Source organism: Pseudomonas sp. BRM28, assembly GCF_002939405.1.
GTDB classification, from domain to species: Bacteria; Pseudomonadota; Gammaproteobacteria; order Pseudomonadales; family Pseudomonadaceae; genus Aquipseudomonas; species Aquipseudomonas palmensis.
In genome coordinates this window covers 5770485-5789427 of record NZ_PEFV01000001.1, presented here as the reverse complement: position 1 = coordinate 5789427, position 18943 = coordinate 5770485, and the positions used below count along the sequence as shown (strand labels likewise).

18 protein-coding genes and 1 pseudogene are annotated in these 18943 nt (G+C 67.5%); 16 read left to right on the top strand and 3 right to left on the bottom strand.

Annotated features, from left to right (window positions below; genetic code table 11):
- Positions 1-33: 33 nt before the first annotated feature.
- Positions 34-531: an Lrp/AsnC family transcriptional regulator gene (locus CR917_RS26475; RefSeq protein ID WP_058541157.1), complete on the bottom strand. Its 498-nt coding sequence runs from the start codon at positions 529-531 to the stop codon at positions 34-36.
- A gap of 135 nt (positions 532-666) precedes the next feature.
- Here CR917_RS26475 and CR917_RS26470 point away from each other — a divergent pair, with 135 nt between their 5' ends.
- The 11 genes and pseudogenes from CR917_RS26470 (at position 667) to CR917_RS26420 (ending at position 11610) form a co-directional block, all read left to right on the top strand.
- The gene (locus CR917_RS26470; protein ID WP_078481895.1) at positions 667-1293 is read left to right on the top strand and encodes a LysE family translocator; all 627 of its coding nucleotides are present in this window, start codon (positions 667-669) and stop codon (positions 1291-1293) included.
- A 531-nt stretch (positions 1294-1824) separates the two neighbouring features.
- Positions 1825-2139, top strand: a pseudogene (locus tag CR917_RS28315) (transposase); the annotation flags it as partial.
- Positions 2140-2226: 87 nt separating this feature from the next.
- Positions 2227-3765 (top strand): ShlB/FhaC/HecB family hemolysin secretion/activation protein, encoded by a 1539-nt coding sequence (locus CR917_RS26460; protein ID WP_088515468.1) that lies wholly within the window; start codon positions 2227-2229, stop codon positions 3763-3765.
- 30 nt (positions 3766-3795) lie between these two features.
- Positions 3796-5601, top strand: a complete 1806-nt coding sequence (locus CR917_RS26455) for a DUF2341 domain-containing protein (RefSeq protein WP_054916079.1) — start codon at positions 3796-3798, stop codon at positions 5599-5601.
- A 10-nt stretch (positions 5602-5611) separates the two neighbouring features.
- Positions 5612-6037 carry a biopolymer transporter ExbD gene (locus CR917_RS26450; protein ID WP_043860333.1) on the top strand — a complete coding sequence of 142 codons (426 nt, stop codon included), beginning with the start codon at positions 5612-5614 and terminating at the stop codon, positions 6035-6037.
- An 8-nt stretch (positions 6038-6045) separates the two neighbouring features.
- Positions 6046-6720, top strand: a complete 675-nt coding sequence (locus CR917_RS26445) for an energy transducer TonB (protein WP_371920444.1) — start codon at positions 6046-6048, stop codon at positions 6718-6720.
- Positions 6721-6773: 53 nt separating this feature from the next.
- Positions 6774-8456: a putative porin gene (locus CR917_RS26440; protein WP_104573033.1), complete on the top strand. Its 1683-nt coding sequence runs from the start codon at positions 6774-6776 to the stop codon at positions 8454-8456.
- 24 nt (positions 8457-8480) lie between these two features.
- Positions 8481-9140, top strand: coding sequence for a hypothetical protein (locus tag CR917_RS26435; protein WP_043860179.1), 660 nt, complete (start codon positions 8481-8483; stop codon positions 9138-9140).
- Positions 9141-9157: 17 nt separating this feature from the next.
- On the top strand, positions 9158-9634 hold the full coding sequence (locus CR917_RS26430) for a YbjN domain-containing protein (RefSeq protein ID WP_043860180.1): 477 nt from the start codon (positions 9158-9160) through the stop codon (positions 9632-9634).
- The gene (locus CR917_RS26425; RefSeq protein ID WP_058541152.1) at positions 9631-10587 is read left to right on the top strand and encodes a peptidylprolyl isomerase; all 957 of its coding nucleotides are present in this window, start codon (positions 9631-9633) and stop codon (positions 10585-10587) included. The genes CR917_RS26430 and CR917_RS26425 overlap by 4 nt, the downstream gene beginning before the upstream one ends.
- Positions 10588-10641: 54 nt before the next feature.
- Positions 10642-11610 (top strand): LysR family transcriptional regulator, encoded by a 969-nt coding sequence (locus CR917_RS26420; protein WP_104573034.1) that lies wholly within the window; start codon positions 10642-10644, stop codon positions 11608-11610.
- A 53-nt stretch (positions 11611-11663) separates the two neighbouring features.
- Here the strand turns inward: CR917_RS26420 and CR917_RS26415 are convergent, their stop codons facing one another.
- Together CR917_RS26415 and CR917_RS26410 are read right to left on the bottom strand one after the other, a co-directional pair.
- The gene (locus tag CR917_RS26415; RefSeq protein ID WP_104573035.1) at positions 11664-13289 is read right to left on the bottom strand and encodes a methyl-accepting chemotaxis protein; all 1626 of its coding nucleotides are present in this window, start codon (positions 13287-13289) and stop codon (positions 11664-11666) included.
- Positions 13290-13416: 127 nt separating this feature from the next.
- Positions 13417-14328 carry an AraC family transcriptional regulator gene (locus CR917_RS26410; RefSeq protein WP_043860183.1) on the bottom strand — a complete coding sequence of 304 codons (912 nt, stop codon included), beginning with the start codon at positions 14326-14328 and terminating at the stop codon, positions 13417-13419.
- Between the two features lie 106 nt (positions 14329-14434).
- Between CR917_RS26410 and CR917_RS26405 the strand changes: the two genes are divergently transcribed.
- The 5 genes from CR917_RS26405 to CR917_RS26385 are packed head-to-tail and all read left to right on the top strand — an operon-like array spanning position 14435 to position 18876.
- On the top strand, positions 14435-14995 hold the full coding sequence (locus CR917_RS26405; RefSeq protein WP_043860184.1) for a carboxymuconolactone decarboxylase family protein: 561 nt from the start codon (positions 14435-14437) through the stop codon (positions 14993-14995).
- Between the two features lie 51 nt (positions 14996-15046).
- Positions 15047-16114: an acyl-CoA dehydrogenase family protein gene (locus CR917_RS26400; protein WP_058541149.1), complete on the top strand. Its 1068-nt coding sequence runs from the start codon at positions 15047-15049 to the stop codon at positions 16112-16114.
- Complete coding sequence (locus tag CR917_RS26395; RefSeq protein ID WP_043860186.1) at positions 16111-16959, top strand: ABC transporter ATP-binding protein; 849 nt, start codon at positions 16111-16113, stop codon at positions 16957-16959. Before CR917_RS26400 ends, CR917_RS26395 begins: the two co-directional genes overlap by 4 nt.
- Complete coding sequence (locus CR917_RS26390) at positions 16925-18124, top strand: ABC transporter substrate-binding protein (protein WP_104573036.1); 1200 nt, start codon at positions 16925-16927, stop codon at positions 18122-18124. Before CR917_RS26395 ends, CR917_RS26390 begins: the two co-directional genes overlap by 35 nt.
- Positions 18124-18876, top strand: a complete 753-nt coding sequence (locus CR917_RS26385; protein ID WP_054916072.1) for an ABC transporter permease — start codon at positions 18124-18126, stop codon at positions 18874-18876. The genes CR917_RS26390 and CR917_RS26385 overlap by 1 nt, the downstream gene beginning before the upstream one ends.
- The last annotated feature ends 67 nt before the right edge of the window (positions 18877-18943 follow it).

Here is an 18943-nt window from a genome sequence, read left to right as displayed (position 1 = left end):
TTCGGGGCGGGTGGGCCGGTCGTTGCTACCCGCTTACCGCCCCAGGTGCCCCAGCGGCAGCGCCCCCTGCGGCTTGATCGTCTTGATTGCGAAGTTGCTGCGGATATCCCGGATCCCCGGCAGCTTGAGCAGCGTGTCGGTCAGGAACCGCTCATAGCCGCGCAGATCCGGCACCACCACATGCAACAGGAAATCCGACTCGCCCGACACCAGAAAGGCGCTGACCACCTCGGGCAGGGCCAGCACGGCCAGGCGGAAGTTTTCCGCTTCGACCTCATGGTGCCGCTCGACCTTCACCCCCACGAACACCGTCAACCCCAGGCCGACTGCCTCGGCTTCGAGACTGGCATGGTAGCCGCGGATCACCCCGGCTTCTTCCAGCAGCCTCACCCGTCGCAGGCACGGCGAAGCCGACAGCCCGATTTCTTCAGCCAGTTGCACGTTGGTGAGGCGCCCGTCGCGCTGCAGTGCGCCAAGGATGCGTTGGTCGTAACCGTCCAGCTTGGGGTAGGTTGGGTCGTGGTTTGGCATAAGTGGCCTGTGGCTAGGTATCGAATTGGTACATCCTGCCAATAATAGCCCCGTTGCGGGCGCATAACGCAAGCACCTGCCTCGACCTTCCGGCATAGAATTTTCACTCTGTTGCCCCAGCCTGAGGTCGTTGAAATGGACGAAAAACTGCTCTACCTGACTGCCCTGACGATGATCTACCTGATGCCGGGCCCGGACATGATCCTGCTGCTGCAGACCGGTGCGCGCCAGGGGCGCCGCGCGGCGCTGGCGACCGTGCTGGGGCTGGCGGTTGCCCGTGCGTGCCACGTGACCCTGGCCGCCGTCGGGCTGGCGACGCTGTTCAAGGTACTGCCCTGGACGTTCGAGGTGGTCAAGTACACCGGGGCGGCCTACCTGCTGTGGCTGGGGGTGAAGATGTTCAGGCCCGTGGCGGGTGCAGTGCAGGGCCCGGGGGGTGCAGCGGTGCGGGGCACGTGGAGGGCGGCGATAGCGCAGGGCTTTCTGACCAACCTGCTCAACCCCAAGGCCTTGCTGTTCTGCTCGGTGCTGTTGCCGCAGTTCATCCACCCCGCACAGGGGGCGGTGGGTGAGCAGTTCGCGCTGCTGGGGCTGGTGCTGGTGGTGATGGGGATGATGTTCGATGGGGTGTATGCACTGGCCGGCGGGTGGGTCGGGCGCCAACTGGAGCAGCGCGCGCTGGCGCAGAAGGTTCAGCAGTGGGTGTTTGGTGGGCTGCTGGTGGGGTTTGCGGTTCGGTTGGTCTGGGTGCAGCAGGGGTGAGGGGCGGGCGGTTGGGGCGGGCCCGGCAGGCGCCAGTCGATGAAGTTGTGGCGCTCTTCAAACCGAGCGCCGCGCAGGCGGCGCACGACCCTGAGGGCACTGGATAGCCCAGGCCCTGCATCTCTCTTCATGAAGCTTTGGTGACAAAAGTTCGGTAGCAAAGCGCCACCCCCGTCATGGGTATGTGCAGTCACTGCGCAGCCGCACAGGGACGAAGGGAGTGGAGCGATGGGAACCATGGAACGCTACGCAAAAGTCGGAATGCAGGAACTCGATCAACGCCTGGCGAAGATCGTCGAAGCCGCGCGCAAGCAACCGGTGTCGGTGTACCGCTACGGCGCACCCTGGGTGTGGATCGTGTCCCAGGACGACTGGCAAAGCGCGCTCAAGGAAGTCTCCAGCTGCATCCCGCCAGGCCATTCGCTGGTGATGCTCAAGCCCAGGGTCGAGGAACTGCTGGCCGCCCACGCGCAGGAGCTGGCCGACCTGGCCCGGCGCAACGCGATGAGCATCGCCCCGCACACCCTGATGCACCTGCTGCTGTTGCAGCTGCTGTATTCGGTCCCCAGCGAAAAACAACTCTACGAACAGCTCAACTACAACCTGCTGTTCCGCTGGTTCGTGGGCCTGGAACTCAAGTCGCGGGTGTGGAGCTTCAACCTGTTCAGCCACGACCTCAACGCACTGCTGGCCTGCCAGCAGGCCACGCGCCTGCTGCAGTCGATCGTCAACGAGGTGTGCAACGCGGGCCTGGCGCAGATGCCCGAGTTCAGCCTCAACCTGGCCCAGCTGCACAGCTGGCTGGCCCGCCACGCCGGTCACGGCGGCGCAGACAACCATTCATAAGACACGGCCCTGGGCCAGACGGATTTCCTTGAACGAGGGGGCGGTGTGGAGCATTTGTTTTTCAACGGGTGGCGAGCCGGCGCAGTGATGCTGCTGGCCCTGGGAACCCACCACGCAAGCGCCGAACAGGCCGAGCGTCGCGTCGACATCAACGAGTACGTGGTGCGCGGCAACACGGTGCTCGATGCCCGCGCCATCGAGGAGGCGGTGTACCCCTACCTCGGCCCGCAGAAGACCCTGGTGGATCTGGAAGGCGCCCGCGAGGCCCTGCAGAAACGCTATCAGGCGCTGGGCTATCAGTCGGTGTTCGTCGAGCTGCCCGAGCAGCAGGTCGAAGGCGGCGTGGTGTACCTGCAGGTCAGCGAAACCAGGGTCGGCCGGGTACGAGTGGTCGGCGCCAGGCATTACTCGCCCGTGGAGATCCGCGAGCAGGTGCCGGCCCTGAGCGAGGGCCAGGTACCGGACTTTGCCAAGGTCCAGGGCGAACTGGCCGCACTCAACCGCGGCCCCGGGCGCCAGGTGATGCCACTGGTGCGCGAAGGCCAGCGCCCCGGCACCCTGGACGTCGACCTGCAGGTCGAAGACAAGCAGCCCTGGCACGCCAGCATCGGCCTGAACAACGACTACAGCGCCGACACCAGAAAGCTGCGCAGCGTGGCCACCGTGGGCTACAACAACCTCTGGCAACTGGGTCACAGCGTGTCGCTGACCTGGTTCACCGCCCCCCAGGACACCGACAACGCGCAGGTGTGGTCCGGTTCATACAGCGCGCCCCTGAACCCGCGCTGGACCCTGCAGGCCAGCGGCTACAAGTCCGACAGCAGCGTGGCCACCGTGGGCGGCAGCAACGTGCTGGGCAAGGGCCATTCCTACGGGCTGTCGGCGATCTACTCACTGGTGCCGGACGGCAACTGGGCCAACTCGTTTTCCGTGGGCATCGACTTCAAGGACTTCGACGAGCAGGTCGAACTGGGCGGCGAGCGCGATACCGTGCCGCTCAAGTACGCACCGATCACCCTGGCCTACAACGGCTTTCGCTACACCGAAGCCTCGCAACTGGGGCTGGGCCTGAGCCTGGTGGCCGGCACACGCCGGCTGTTCGGCTACGGCAGCGACGACGAGGCCTTCGACTACAAGCGCTACCGCGCCGACTCCAGTTTCGCCGCGCTCAAGGGCGATGCGAACTACACCTTCACGTTTGCCGGCGACTGGCAGAGCGCAACCAAGCTGGGCTTTCAACTGGCCTCCGGGGCCCTGGTGTCCAACGAACAGTTCGCTGCCGGCGGCGCCACCTCGGTGCGCGGCTACCTGGCCGCCGAACGCACCGGCGACGACGGCCTGCTGTTCTCCCAGGAACTGCGCACGCCCTCGCTGGGCCGCTACGTGGGCAGCTACATCAGCGACTGGCGCTTCTATGTGTTCGCCGAAGGCGCGCAGCTGTCGCTGCAGGACCCGCTGCCCGAGCAGGACGACCACTTCAGCCTGGCCAGCGTCGGCCTGGGCACCCGCGCCACCCTCAACGACTGGCTGTCCGGCAGCCTGGACTGGGGCCTGCCGCTCAAGGACGGCGCGAACACCGAGAAAAACCACTCGCGTCTGCACTTCAGCGTACAGGCAACCTTCTGACCCCATCGGCATCGACCCTGGAGACATTCCATGCAACGCCTCATCTTGACCCTGCTCATTTGCCTGGGCTTTGCCCTGCCGGGCAGCGCCAGTGCCTGGTGGCAGGACGACTGGCAGTTCCGCAAGCAGATTTCCGTCGACACCACGCCCCAGGGCGCGGCGCTGACCCAGTCGCTGGGCCGCACGGCACTGCTGGTACGCCTGCACACCGGCAATTTCAGCTTTGACGGGGTCAATGAAAACGGCGCGGACATCCGCTTCGTGGCCAGCGACGACAAGACCGTGCTCAACCACCAGATCGAAAGCTTCGACCCGCTGATGGGCATGGCGCTGATCTGGGTCGACGTGCCGGACGTGCAGGGCGGCCAGCGCCAGGACCTGTGGATGTACTACGGCAACCCCAAGGCGCAGCCGGCCAATGCGCAACCGGCCTTCGATGCCGACTACACCCTGCTGATGCACTTCGACGGCGCCGCACCGCGTGACGCCAGCCCCTACGGCAACCAGGCCCAGGGCAGTGCGGCGAGCATCGAGGGCATCATCGGTCGCGCCATCCAGTTCAACGGCCAGCCGCTGCTGCTGGCACCCAGCCCGTCGCTGCAACTGCCGGCTGGCGCCGCCTTCACCTTCAGCGCCTGGGTACGCCAGGACCAGCTGCTGGGCGATCAGTTGCTGCTGGCCCGCCATGAAGGCGAAAACCGCCTGCTGCTGGGTGTGAGCCAGGGCCTGCCGTTCGTCGAGGTCAACGGCCTGCGCAGCGCTGCCGGCCAGGTGCTCGATGCCGGCCAGTGGCAACACCTGGCGCTGGTGGGCGAGGGCGGTACGCTCAGCCTGCTGGTGGACGGGCGCCAGGTCGCCAGCCTGACCGCGGCGGTGCCGGCGTTCAATTCGACCCTGGCCATCGGCGCCGACCTGCCGCCGGCCGAGGGTCAGCCAGCCGGCGCCTATGTGCCGTTCGTGGGGGCGATGGACGAGCTGCGCCTGTCGCGCATCGCCCGCGCCGTGCCGGTGCTGCAGGCCGACGCGCTGGCCCAGGGCGCCGAGTCGCGCCTGGTGGTGTACGGGGTGGATGAAGAGCAGTCCGGTTTCGGTTTCGGCAGCCTGGGCTTTCTGCTCAAGGCGGTGCCGCTGGACGCCTGGATCATCATCGCGGTGCTGGTGCTGATGATGGTGCAGTCGTGGGTGATCATGCTACGCAAGAACCGCACCCTCAACCACGTCAGCCAGGCCAACCGGCTGTTTCGCGAGCAGTTCGCCAACATCGGCACGCGCCTTGAGATGTTCGCCGACGACACCGCCCTGGGCGAGCGCCTGACGCACTCGTCGCTGTGGCGCCTGTACCTGGTGGCGGTCAAGGAGATCCGTACCCGCCGCGCCCAGGGCTTCGACACCTCGGCGGTGTCGGCGGCCACCATCGAGGCCATTCGCTGCTCCATGGACGGGGTGCGCACCCGCGAGAACCAGGCGCTGGGCTCGAAGCTGTCGAGCCTGTCCAACGCGATTGCCGGCGGCCCTTACATCGGCCTGCTGGGCACCGTGCTGGGGATCATGGTGGTGTTCCTGGGCACCGCGATGGCCGGTGACGTGAACATCAACGCCATCGCCCCCGGCATGGCCGCGGCGTTGCTGGCCACCGCCATGGGCCTGTTCGTCGCGATCCCCGCGCTGTTTGGCTACAACCGCCTGATCACCCGCAACAAGGAGGTCAGCGCCGACATGCGCGTGTTCGTCGACGAGTTCATCACTCGCCTGGCCGAGCTGCATGGCGAAGGCCAGGCCGGCGAGGCCAGCCACCGGCGTGCTGCCCACGCTGCCCACCCGTCCGTACCGGCCTGAGGAGAGCGCCATGGCAGCCATGAATGCTTCCCACGACGATGACGACGACGCGGCCGTCGACAGCATCAACGTCACCCCGCTGGTGGATGTGCTGATGGTGGTGCTGGTGATGTTCATCCTCACCGCCACCGCGCAGGTGTCGGGCATCCAGATCCAGCTGCCCAAGGCCAGTGCCTCGGTGTCGCTGTCCCAGCCCAAGACCAAGGCGATCTCGGTCAACGATGCCGGGCAGGTGTTTCTCGACGCCTACCCGGTGACCCTGGCCGAACTGGAAGAGCGCCTGCGCAGCGAGAAGGCGCGCAGCCCGGACTTCCCGATCATCGTGCGCGGCGACGCGGCGGTGCAGTACCAGAAGGTGGTCGAGGTGCTCGACCTGTTGCGTCGGCTGGAGCTGGCCCAGGTCGGGCTGGTGACCGGCAAGCCGAACCAGGGTTGAGGATGCCCATGAACCAGAAGTTCGATAGCCGGCGCCTGCTCAAGTGGGGCGCCGTGGCACTGGTGGGCGCGGGCCTGGCCTGGTTGCTGTGGCAGTGGGCCAACGACATGAGCGGGGTGCGCCGCGAGGCACCGAAGATCCCCGCGATCATTCCGCTGCCGCCCCCCCCACCGCCGCCGCCCCCCGAGCCCCCCAAGGAACCGGAGCCGCCCGTGGAAGAGAAGATTGTCGAGCCGCAGCCGGTGCCCGAGGCCGAGGAGGTCAAGCCGGCCGAGGAGGCGCCGCCGAGCCCGGCCGATGACATGGCCAACCCGATGCAGATCGACGGCGATGCACAGGCCGGCGGGGACGCTTTCAACATCGGTGCCGGCAAGGGCGGCGGCATGGCCGGCGGCGGTGGCGGGCTGGGTAGCGGCAGCTACGGCCAGTTCCTGGCGTATGCCTTCCAGCGCCTGCTGCGCGACAACCCCGAGCTGCGCAACCTGACCTTCAACCTGCAGGGCGATGTTTGGCTCAGCGAAACCGGCGAGGTGACCCGCGTCGAGCTGGTGCGCTCCAGCGGCGATGCCGCGGTGGACGCCCAGGTGCTGGCCGCGTTGCGCGCCGCCCCGGCCATGACCCAGCGCCCGCCGGCGAGCCTGACCCTGCCGGTGCGCATCGCCTTGCAGGGGCGCCGCGGATGAACCCGGCGCCCGATCCCTACGACGCACGACTTACCAACAGGAGCGGTAAATCCATGATGTGCTCAGTGAACCGATTGACCCTGGCAGTCGGCCTGGTGGTCGCCGCGGCGGTCGGTCCGGCCGTGGCGCAGACCCCGGCGCCGTCGCAGAACGCGACGATCAACCTGATCCGCCTGCTGGTGCAGCAGGGTGTGCTCAAGCAGGACCAGGCCCAGGCCCTGATCGACCAGGCCGAAAGCGAGGCGGTGCAGGCCCGCGCCAGCGTGGCGGCGGTGCCGGCGGCCAATGGCGAGGTGCGCGTGCAGTATGTGCCGGCCATCGTGCGCGACCAGATCCGCGACGAGGTCAAGGCCGAGGTGATGGCCCAGGCCAGGCAGGAGAACTGGGCCGCGCCCAACACCTTCCCCGACTGGGCCTCGCGCATCAGCTTCGATGGCGACGTGCGCCTGCGCGACGAGTCGCGCTACTTCTCGGGCAACAACAGCAACGAGATCATCGATTTCGCCAAGCTCAACGCCGACGGCCCCTACGACGTCAACCCCAACAACGGGCGCAACCTGCCGCCGCTGCTCAATACCCGCGAAGACCGCGAGAACCTGCTGCGCCTGCGCGCGCGCCTGGGCCTGAAGGCGGTGCTGTCGCCGAGCTGGACGGCGGGTATCCGCATCGGCACCGGCAGCGACAACGGCCCGGTGTCCACCACCCAGACCCTGGGCGGCGGCTTCGGCAAGAAGGACCTGTGGCTCGACCAGGGCTACCTGAGCTGGGTGGCCAGCGAGCGCGTGACCCTGACCGGCGGGCGTATCGCCAACCCGTTCATGTCCACCGACATGCTGTATTCCAACGACCTCAACTTCGACGGCGTGGCGGCCCTGTTCAACCAGCCGCTGAGCGACAGCCTGAGCCTGTTCGGGACCCTCGGCGCGTTCCCGGTGGAGTACAGCGCCGACACCGCCAGCAGCAACGGGCTGGACAAGGAGAGCAGCGACAACAAGTGGCTGTACGGCGCGCAGCTGGGCGCCAACTGGCAGATCAACGACAGCAACCGGCTCAAGGGCGCGCTGGCCTACTACCGCTTCGACGACATTGCCGGCGAACGCTCCGGGGCATGCGAGCCGTGGAACGGCGACCCTGGCTGCGACAGTGACGGCAGCCGCCCGACCTTCATGCAGAAGGGCAACACGCTGTTCCTGCTGCGCGACATCACGCCCAACCCGGCCAACCCGGCCGCCACCCCGCAGCCGCAGTTCGTGGGGCTGGCGTCGGAGTTCAACCTGCTGGACCTGAACGCGGTATGGGACACCGAGCTGCCGCACGACTTCAAGCTGCGCAGCCAGGCCAACTACATCCACAACCTGGCCTACGACGAAGGCGAGATGCGCAAGCGTTCGGCCGGCCAGTTGGCCAACAACCTCGACAGCGACGGCAACATCAAGAGCGGTGCCAATGCGTGGATGGTGCAGTTCACCCTGGGCAACGCGCTGGAGCTGAAAAAGCAGGGCGACTGGAACCTGTTCGCCGGCTACAAGCACATCCAGCCCGATGCCTTGCCCGACGGCTTCAACGATTCCTCGTTCCACCTGGGCGGCACCAACGCCAAGGGCTACATCCTCGGTGCCAACTACGGCCTGGACCAGAACGTGTACGCCACGGCGCGCTGGATGAGTACCGAGGCGGTGTACGGCGCGCCGTTCGATATCGATGTGCTACAACTTGAAGTCAACACGCGCTTCTAGCAGGCGCGCACAGGGAGAAAGAGCATGAACAAGCGAGCCTATCGGGCCTGTTGTTCGTACCTGCTGGTGGCGTTGGGCGTGAGCTGGGCGGGGGTGGCTGCGGCCGAAGGCATGGAAGAGCGCCTGCGCACCCAGCTGCGCAGTACCACCCAGCAGTTGCAGGCGCTGCAGAGCGAACAGGCGCAGGCTTCGGCGGCGCGCCAGAGCGCCGAGCAGCAACGCGATGCGGCCCAGGCCCAGGTGCAGCAACTGACCGCGCAACTGGCCCAGGCCCGTGGCCAGGCCGAGCAGCTGCTGGGCCAGCAGCAGGCCCTGCACGGCCAGGCGCAGGCGCTGGTGGCCAGCAGCAACGCGCAACTGGGCAAGTACAAGCAGGCCTACGACGAGCTGCTGGGCATGGCCAAGGCCAAGGAAGCCGAGCGTGCGCGCCTGGCCGCCAGCCTGGCCGAGCGCGAGCAGCAGGTGCTGGCGTGTTCGGCAAAGAATCAGCAGATGTACGGGGTCGCCAAGGGGATTCTTGCGGCCTACGAAAAGATCGATGTGGCGGATGTGATGAAGATGCGCCAACCCTTTGCCGGGGGCGCCCGGGTGAAGTTCGAGGAACTTGCCCAGGCCTACGGCGATCAGCTGTACCAGACCCAGTTCGATGCCGCGCAGGGCGGCAGCAAACCGCAAGTCAATTGACACAAGGAAGCGAAGCCATGAGCGACAACCAACTGATCGAAACCGTCAGCGCCGACTCTCTGACCACCCTGTTGCAGGATGCAGGTTGCCGAGTCAATCGCAGCGAGCAGAATGCCGTGGTGCAACTGCTCAGTGCCAGCCAGGGCGTGGGCTATGCGGTGCGCTTTGGCAACCGTGCCGAGCGCGAGGGCGAGTTCCTCGACTTCACCTACAGCTGCGCCCTGCGCATCCAGGGTGAGCTGCCGGCCGGGCTGGCCGAACGCTGGAACGTGTCGCGCCGCTTCGCGCGGCTGTCGGTGCAGGGCGAGTTCCTGGTGATGGAGATGGACGTGATGGTGGCCGACGGCGTCAGCCACAAGCACCTGCTGGGCAGCCTGGTGCTGTGGGACCGCCTGCTGCAGGAGTTCATCGTGTACCTGCGCGACTACAGCCGCAACGTGGCCCAGGTGCAGGACGAGGCGGTGGCCGGGGCTGAAGCGGTGAGCGCTTCGTGACTCGACGTACGCTGTGGGCCGGCGCGGGCGCGCTGGCCGTTCTGGGCGTGGCAGTGGTGTTGGCACTGCGCACGGGGGATGACCCGGTGGCAGCCAGCGCGAAAGCGCCGGCGGTTGCCGCTGTGGCGAGCGATGCGGGGCCGGCGCTGGCGCGCCTGGGCGACCAGCAGGTCAGCGTGGAGGAGCTCAAGGCGCTGTTCGCCAAGCTGCCGGCGCCGGCGCGCGAGGAACTGAGCGGCAATCGCCAGGCCCTGGAGGGCTGGATTCGCTCGCGCCTGGCGGAAAAGGCGCTGTACCAGCAGGCCCAGGCCCAGGGCTGGTCGGAGCGTCCCGATGTGCAGGCGCAGACCCATGCGGTGGTGGAGCAGATCGTGCTGCGCGACTACCTGAACTCGGTCAGCCAGGTACCGGCCGACTATCCCAGCGAGGCTGAACTGCAGGCGGCCTACGAGAACGGCAAGGCCAGCCTGCAACTGCCCACGCGCTATCACCTGAGCCAGATCTTCCTGGCGGTGCCGGACGAGCAGTCGGTGGCACGCGTGCGCAAGCAGGCGCTGGCCCTGAGCAAGCAGGCCCAGGCTGCCAATGCCGACTTTGCCGCGCTGGCCAGGGCCAACTCGCAGGACCGCGAGAGTGCGCAGCGTGGCGGCGACAGTGGTCTGCAGCCGCTGAGCCAGTTGCTGCCGCAGGTGCGCGATGCGGTGCCGCAGCTCAAGGAAGGGGCGGTGAGCGAGCCGTTGCAGAGTGCGGCGGGCTTTCACATCGTCAAGCTCATCGAGGTGCAGCCGCCGCGTGTGGCCAGCCTGGACGAGGTGCGCGACAGCCTGCGTGACCTGTTGCGGGCCCAGCGCCAGGAACAGGTGGCCCGGGCCTACGTGGACGGCATGTTCAACAGCGCGACGCTGAGTATCGATGGCGCTGCGCTCAATCAGGTCATGGACGCCAGCCGCTAGGCGGCGTCGATCAAGGAAGAGCGGGCCCTGGCCGGGGCCCGGCAGGAGGCGAGGATGCCGATGTTCGATATGCCGCACTACGTGCCCGATTATCCGCCGGCCGAGCCGCTGGCCAAGGTGCGGGCCGGGCTGGGCTGGGTGCAGGACGAGCAGATGCTCAGCTGTTTTCTGGCCAGTGCGCGGTGCGGCTGCTTCATGCAGGCTGCGCGCAGCCTCAACCTCAAGTCCACCCTGTTGCGCAAGAAGCTGGCGCAGCTGGAAGCGCGGGTGGGGTATCCATTGTTCGTCAACCGCGGCCATGCCCTGGTGCTCAGCCGCGAGGGGCGCCAGTTGCAGGCGTTGCTGCAGTCGAGCCTGAGCAGCAAGCCACAGGCCATGACCGCGCTGGATGCGCCGGTGCTGGTGCACCTGGCGGTGGCCGAACCGATCATGCAGGACATTCTGGCGCGCAACCTGGTGGCCTTCGTGCGCCAGAACGCCGGGATCCGCCTGGACGTCAGCGGCCTGGATGCACAGGGATTGGCGCAGGCCGATGTAGTGCTGTGGCTCGATGACGAGGCGGGCAGCGTGCCGCTGCCGGGGTTTGCCGGCGAGGCGCCGACGCGCCTGGCGCAGCTGGAGTATCACCCGCACATTGCCAAGCGCTATTCGCGCGAGAGCAACCGGCCGGTGTGCCGGGACGACCTGCGCGACTACATGCTGGTGCAGTGGCAGGGCGAGGCCCAGGTGGCGGCGCTGGCGCCGTGGAACCGCCTGTTGAACGAGCGCGAGGCGGGGGTGACGCGGGTGCCGGGCTACGGCCTGTTCAGCCAGTTGATCAAGTGCAGCGCGTGCATCGGCTTGCTGCCGCATTATGCGGCGCAGCTGGACCGTGGCCTGCTGGCATTGCCGGGGTTGCTGGAGGCGCCGATGCGCCGCACGGTGTGGCTGGCGGTGCATGAGCGTGCGGCGCAGGCGGCGTTGGTGCAGGTGCTGGTGACCATGATCCGGGCCGCGTTCGAGGAGCGTCGGGAGTGGTTCTGAAGGGGCGCGGTGCCCTGTAGGCGCCGGCTTTGCCGGCGAACCGGCGCCGCACCTCAGACGATAAAACGCGTGACCAGCGTGGTCAGTTGCGTGGCCAGCTGCGACAGCGCATGGCTGGCGACGCGGGTCTGCTCGGCGCCCGCCGCCGAGCGGCCCGACAATTCACGAATGTTCAGCAGGTTGCGATCCACCTCGCGGGCCACCTGGGCCTGCTCCTCTGCCGCGCTGGCAATCACCAGGTTGCGCTCGTTGATCTGGCCGATGGCCGTGTAGATGCCCTCCAGCACCTGGCCTGACGCCTGGGTGATGCCCAGCGTGGACTGCGCGCGGCCGGTACTGGCCTGCATCGAGTCCACCGCCGCCTGGGTGCCCTGTTGCACGCTGTTGATCATCTGCTCGATTTCCTGGGTCGATTGCTGCGTGCGGTAGGCCAGGGTCCTGACCTCATCGGCCACCACCGCAAACCCGCGCCCGGCCTCGCCGGCACGCGCCGCCTCGATGGCGGCATTGAGCGCCAGCAGGTTGGTCTGCTCCGACACCGAACGGATCACCTCCAGCACCGTGCCTATCTCGCGAATCTGCACCGCCAGCTGTTGCAGGCGCTCGCCGCTGATCGCCACTTCGCGAGCCATGGCCTGGGTGCCGTCGATGTTGTCGGCCACCTGCTGGCGGCTCTGTTCGGCCAAGGCATTGGAGGCACTGGCCGCCTGGGAGGTGGACACCGCATTGCGCGCCACTTCCTCGACCGCCGTGGTCATCTCGGTAACCGCCGTGGCGGCCTGTTCCAGCTCCTGGTCCTGCTGGCGCAGGCTCTGGGTGCTCTGCTCGGTCACGCTGTCCAGGGCCTGGGCGGCGCTGGACAGCTGCGTGGCGCAGGCGGTGATCTGCCCCAGGGTATCGCGCTGGCTGTGCTGCATGCGCTCCAGTTCGGCGAACAGCTGGCCGATCTCGTTGTGGCTGCGCACCGTCACCGGCACGCTCAGGTCGCCCCCGGCAATGCGCTGAAAATGCACGCCGGCCTCGCGCAGCGGGCGTAGCACACGGGCGACGATAAAGGCCCAGCACACGGCGGCCAGCACCAGGGTCAACAGCCCCAGCAGCACGCTCAGCCACTGGGCCGTGGCCAGGCGCTGGTCGGACTCGGCCATGATCTGCCGGCTGCGCTCGGCCAGGGCTGCCACCAGTTGCTGGCGCAGCGCCTGCAGGCCACGCATGGCGTTGCCGGCATCCACGTTGACGGTGAAGTAGTCGTCCAGCGAGCCCTTGAGCGTGGCGGCGCGCTGCCCGGCCACGGCGTTGGCGTAGTCGGCGAAGGTGCGCTGCAGGTCCTGGGCCAGGGCCTTTTGCGCCGGCTCATGGGTGTTGGTGACGAAGGCGTCGACCAGCGCCTGGCTGTCGCCCAGCAGCTTTTGCGACATGGCCAGGCGCGCCTTGGCACTGTCGAGGTGGCCGCCTTGCTGCTCGATAAAGCCCGACGACACGTTGGCACTGGCGCGAATCGCCATCAGCAGCGCGTTATTGAGGCGGTCGGACTGCTGGGCGGTCTGGTCCAGCTCGTTGATCTGCGCGTCGCTGCCCACCGCCGCCCGCCAGGCGCTGACGGTGGAAAACAGCAGGGTGGCGCTGAACAGCAGCAGCACCCAGAACATTCCGGTGCGGATCTTGAGGTCGGCAAGCATGCGGGCATTACTCCTGGCAGTAAAAAATACCCCCACTCTGTGCGGTGGGTAGGCTGCTATCGGAGGCGCGGCGCATGACTTTAGGGGGCGACGACGGGTTCTGTTCGATTACCGCACAGCCTTTGTTTCAGCGGCCCTCGTGCTGGCGGCGGTAGGCGCCGGGCTGCACGCCGATGGCCTTGCCGAACGCCCGGGTGAAGGCGGCGATGGACTGGTAGCCCACCGCTGCGCAGACCTGCTCGACGGTGTTGTTGGCCTTGAGCAACTGGCAGGCGTGACGCATGCGCAGCGCCAGCAGCACCTGGCCCGGCGACTGGCCGGCCAGCTCGTTGAAACGCTTGAAGAAGGCCGAGCGCGACAGCCCTGTGCAGGCGGCCATGCTCTCCAGCGACCAGGGCTGTTCGGGGTGTTCGATCAACTGCTCCAGCAGCGGGGCGAACGCGGGGTGACGGGCCAGGGCGACCAGGCCGCCAAGGTCCTGGTTGTCGCTCACCTGCTGGCGCAGCACGTACAAGAACAGCAACTGGCTCAGGCGCTCCAGCAGGGTGGAGGAGGGTGCGGGGGTGCGCTGGCATTCCTCCAGGATCAGTTCGAATAGCGCCCGCGCCGCCTGCAGCGACGGGTCGCCGGTGCGCAGGATGATCCAGTCGGCCAGCGACTCGGCCATCAGCGACGACAGCCCCGGCTGGAAGTGAAAGAACCCGCACACCAGCCCCACGCCATCCGCCGCCTGGCTGTCGAGTGCCTGCATCGGGATGCGCGGCTGGCAGCGCGCGGTGTCGCTGTCGGCGCTGTCGGACAGGCGATAGGGCAGGTCGCGCAGCAGGAACACCGCCTCGCCGGCCTCCAGCCGCTGCGGCTCGGGCTGGCCGTCGATGTGCAGCCAGCAGTGGCCCTGCACCACCACATGAAAGCTGGCCCGGGCCAGGCCCTGGGTGCTGGCGTGCCAGCCACCGCAGTAGCGCCCCACATGGAACAGGCTGGCGTCCAGTTCCAGACGCTCTAATAACCAATCGACCAAAACGCTGGAAGAAATCATCTAATGGAAACACTCAGGAGCAAGTAATCGCGACTGTAGAATATGGATCGGTTTTCTTATAACCAACAGACTTGGCGAACACCTTCAGTATGCAGGAGACCACGCCATGTCACGCATCACTCTACACACCGTGCAAAGCGCCCCGGAAGCCGCGCGCCCGTTCCTGGAGAACGCGCAGAAGAATTCCGGCTTCATTCCCAACCTGCTGGGCGTGCTGGCCAACGCGCCGGCCGCGCTGGAAACCTATGTGACGGTTTCGGCGCTCAATGGCAAGGCCGAGCTGAGCCTGGCCGAGCGCGAAGTGGTGCAGCTCATTGCCGCCACCCAGCACGGCTGCGACTTCTGCGTGGCCGGCCATACGGCGGTGGCGCTGAACAAGGCCAAGCTGCCCGAAGAAGTGGTGCAGGCCCTGCGTGCGCGCGGCGAGTTACCATCGCCCAGGCTCGAAACCCTGGCGAAGTTTGCCCGCGAAGTGATTGCCACCCGTGGCAATGTGAGCGATGCCACCTACGCTGAGTTTCGCGAGGCCGGTTACACCGAAGGCCATGCCCTGGAAGTTATCCTGGGGGTGAGCCTGGCCACGCTGTGCAATTTCGCCAACGTGTTTGCGCGCACGCCGCTCAATGACGAGCTGGCCAAGTATCGCTGGCAGGCCGACGCTCAGTGAGCCCCGTGGCGCCAGTGTGTGGCTGGCGCCCTGTTCTAAGGAGGAAAGAACATGCTTGATCCCGTATTGCAGCACTGGCTGGAGGCCAATGCCGAGGCGCTCGACCAGGGCCGGTGCGACCCGCAGCAGGTGCTGGGGCAACTGGCCGCAGCCAAGGTGCTGGGTGTGGGTGTGGACCCGCGTCAGGGCGGCAGCGGCGCCAGTGTGGCCGACGCCGTGGAAACCGTGGCCAGCGTTGCCAGCTATTCGCTGGCCGCCGCCTTCGTGTTCTGGGGCCAGCGGGCCTTTATCGAATACCTGCTGCACAGCCCCAACAGCGCCCTGCGCGAGCGCCTGCTGCCGTCGTTGCTCAGCGGTGAGCTGGCCGGTGCCACCGGGCTCTCCAACGCAATGAAGTTTCTGTCCGGCATCGAGTCGCTGCAGGTCAGCGCCACGGCGCGCGGCGAGCAGGGCTGGGCGCTCAACGGGCGCCTGCACTGGGTCACCAACCTGCGCAAGGGCGGCTTCGTGGTGGCCGCCGCCATCGACCGCGCCGAAGGCGGTGCACCGTTCGTGGTGGCGATCCCCGACGGCATCGCGGGGGTGCAGCGCTCCCCCGACCTGCAACTGATGGGGCTGCAGTCGAGCAATACCGCCGCGCTGGATTTCGATCAGGTGGCCCTGGGCCGCGACTGGCTGCTGCATGAGGATGCCCGGCAGTTCCTGCCGGCGGTGCGCCCGGCGTTCCTGGGCCTGCAGTGCGGCATGGCCATCGGCCTGGCGCGGCGCGCCTTGCAGGAAGCGCAGGGGCACCTGCAGGGGGTGCGTTCGGTGCTGGCGCAAACCCTCGAGGCGCAGCGCGAGCTGCTGGCCGATGTGGTGAGCGAGCTCAAGGCCGGCCTGCTCGACGGGCGCTTCCTGGGCAACCCGGCGTCGCTGTTCAAGGTGCGCATCAGCCTGGCCGAGATCGTTGGCGAGGCGCTGCAACTGGAGCTGCAGGCCAGCGGCGGCAAGGCCTACCTGAGCGAGTACGGCGCAGGCTTTGCGCGGCGCTGGCGCGAGTCGGCGTTCGTGCCGATCGTGACCCCGAGCCTGGTGCAACTGCGCGCCGAGCTGCAACGCCAGGCACGCGCAGCATGAGCAAGGTGGTACTGCAGGCCCGCGGTATCAGCCTGGGCTACGCCCGCGAACAGGGCTGGCAAACCCTGCTCGAAGGCTTCGACCTGGACCTGGCGCCGGGCGAAGTGGTGTCGATCCTGGGCCCCAGCGGGGTGGGCAAGTCCAGCCTGCTGCGGGTACTGGCCGGCTTGCAGGCGGCGCGCGATGGTCGCGTGAGCCTGCTCGGCGAGCCGCTGGACGGCCCGCATCCACGGGTGGCGGTGGCGTTCCAGGACCCCAGCCTGCTGCCCTGGCTGAGCCTGGAAAGCAACGTCGCCTTCGGCCTGGATTTCGCTCGCCAGCCGCGTTTGGCCAAGGCCGAGCGCGAGGCGCGCATCGACCATGCGATCGCCGCCGTGGGCCTGCAGCATGCACGCCAGCATTACCCGGCGCAGTTGTCCGGCGGCATGGCCCAGCGCACCGCGCTGGCGCGCTGCCTGGCGCGCCAGCCCCATGTACTGCTGCTGGACGAGCCCTTTGGCGCGCTGGACGAAGTGACCCGCGCCGACATGCAGCAACTGCTGCTGAGCGTGATCGCCGAACACGGCACCGCTGCGGTGCTGATCACCCACGATATCGACGAGGCCCTGCTGTTGTCCGACCGCATCCTGCTACTGGGCGACCACCCGGCGCGGACCCTCGGCCAATGGCCCATCGACCTGGCGCACCCGCGTGAGCAGCAGGTCGAGGCGCTGGGCGCGTTGCGCATCGAGATTCTCAAGACCCTTCGGCGGGCGAGCCGCACCCACACTTCCCCAACCGATTCTTTGCCTACGCCGTCGGAGACTGCCCATGTGCCTGGACGACTTCACCCACACTCGTCGTGATTTTCTCAAACTCAGCGCGGTGCTCAGTGCCGCCGGTGCGATGCCGCTGCTGAGCAGCCTGCAGGCGCGTGCCGCCGCCGAGCCGGATGCGCCGGTGCGCATCGGCTACCTGCCGATCACCGACGCCACGCCGTTGCTGGTGGCGCACAACAACGGCCTGTTCGAGGCCGAGGGCATCAAGGCCGAGCGCCCGGTGCTGCTGCGCAGCTGGGCGCAGGTGATCGAGGCGTTCATTTCCGGGCAGGTCAACGTGATCCACCTGCTGTCGCCGATGACCGTGTGGGCGCGTTACGGCAGCAAGGTGCCGGCCAAGGTGGTGGCCTGGAACCACGTGGGCGGCTCGGGGCTGACCGTGGCCCCGGACATCACCGAGGTGAAGCAGCTGGGCGGCAAGACGGTGGCGATCCCGTTCTGGTACTCCATTCACAACGTGGTGGTGCAGCAACTGTTCCGTGATAACGGCTTGGAGCCGGTGTCGCGGGCGGCTACGGCTGCGGTGGCGGCCAACGAGGTCAACCTGGTGGTACTGCCGCCTTCGGACATGCCGCCGGCGTTGGCCAGCAAGCGCATTGCCGGCTACATCGTCGCCGAGCCGTTCAATGCCCTGGCCGAGGAACTCAAGGTCGGGCGCGTGCAGCGCTTTACCGGGGACGTGTGGCGCAACCATGCATGCTGCGTGGTGTTCATGCACGAGCACGACCTGAACAACCGCCCCGAGTGGTCGCAGAAGGTGGTCAACGCCATCGTCAAGGCCCAGCTGTGGACCCGCGACCACCGCGCCGAGGCGGCGCAGATTCTGTCCAAGAGTGGCGCCAATCGCTATACCCCGCATGCCCCCGAGGTGCTGGGCCGGGTGCTCACGCCGGCTGCCGACAGCCGCGAACAGTATGTGCAGAGCGGGGCGATCCGGCATGCGCAGTGGGACGAGCAGCGCATCGACTTCCAGCCGTACCCGTTCCCCAGCTACACCGAGGAACTGGTGCGCCGCCTCAAGGACACCCTGATCGAAGGCGACAAGGGCTTCCTGGCCGCACTGGACCCGCAACAGACCGCCCGCGACCTGGTGGATGACCGCTTCGTGCGCAACGCCATCGGTGCCGTCGGCGGGCTCAAGGCCTTCGGCTTGCCCGACAGCTTCGAGCGCAGCGAGGAGTTCGCGGTCTGATGGTCAAGCCAGTCAAACACGCGGCCCTGGGTATCGCCGGGCTGCTGGTGCTGTTGTTGCTGTGGTGGGGTGGGATCGTGCTGTTCGGCGGTGACGGGCTGGCCTTGCGGTTTGCGCCGCAGGCCACCTTTGCCAGCCTGCTGGAGCTTTTGGGGCATGCCGAGCTGTACGAGCATGTGGCGGTGAGCCTCAAGCGCATTCTGGTGGGGTTGGTGCTGGCGTTGCTGGTGGGCGTGCCGCTGGGTTTGCTGGTGGGCAGCTACCGGCGCCTGGACGCGGCGACCACCCCGGCGTTCCAGTTCCTGCGCATGATCTCGCCGCTGTCGTGGATGCCGGTGGTGGTGATGCTGATGGGGGTGGGTGATGCGCCGATCTACTTCCTGCTGGCGTTTGCCGCGTTGTGGCCGATCTTGCTCAACACGGCGGCGGGTGTGCGTCAGCTCGACCCGCGCTGGTTGCAGTTGAGCCGCAGCCTGAGCGCCACGCGCTGGGAGACCTTGCGCAAGGTGATCCTGCCGGGGGTGGTGGGGCATGTGCTGACCGGCGTGCGGCTGGCCATCGGCATATTGTGGATCGTGCTGGTGCCGTGCGAGATGCTCGGGGTGAGTGCGGGGCTGGGGTATTTCATTCTGGATACCCGCGACCGGCTGGCGTACTCGGAGCTGATGGCGATGGTGCTGGTGATCGGGGTGCTGGGCTTCATGCTGGATGCACTGGCGCGAGGGCTGCATCGGCGCTGGGTGCATGGGTGAGGGGCTGACCCCTTCGCCGGCAAGGCCGGCTCCTGCATTGGCTCCAGGTCGTGGGGGCAGCCCGGCA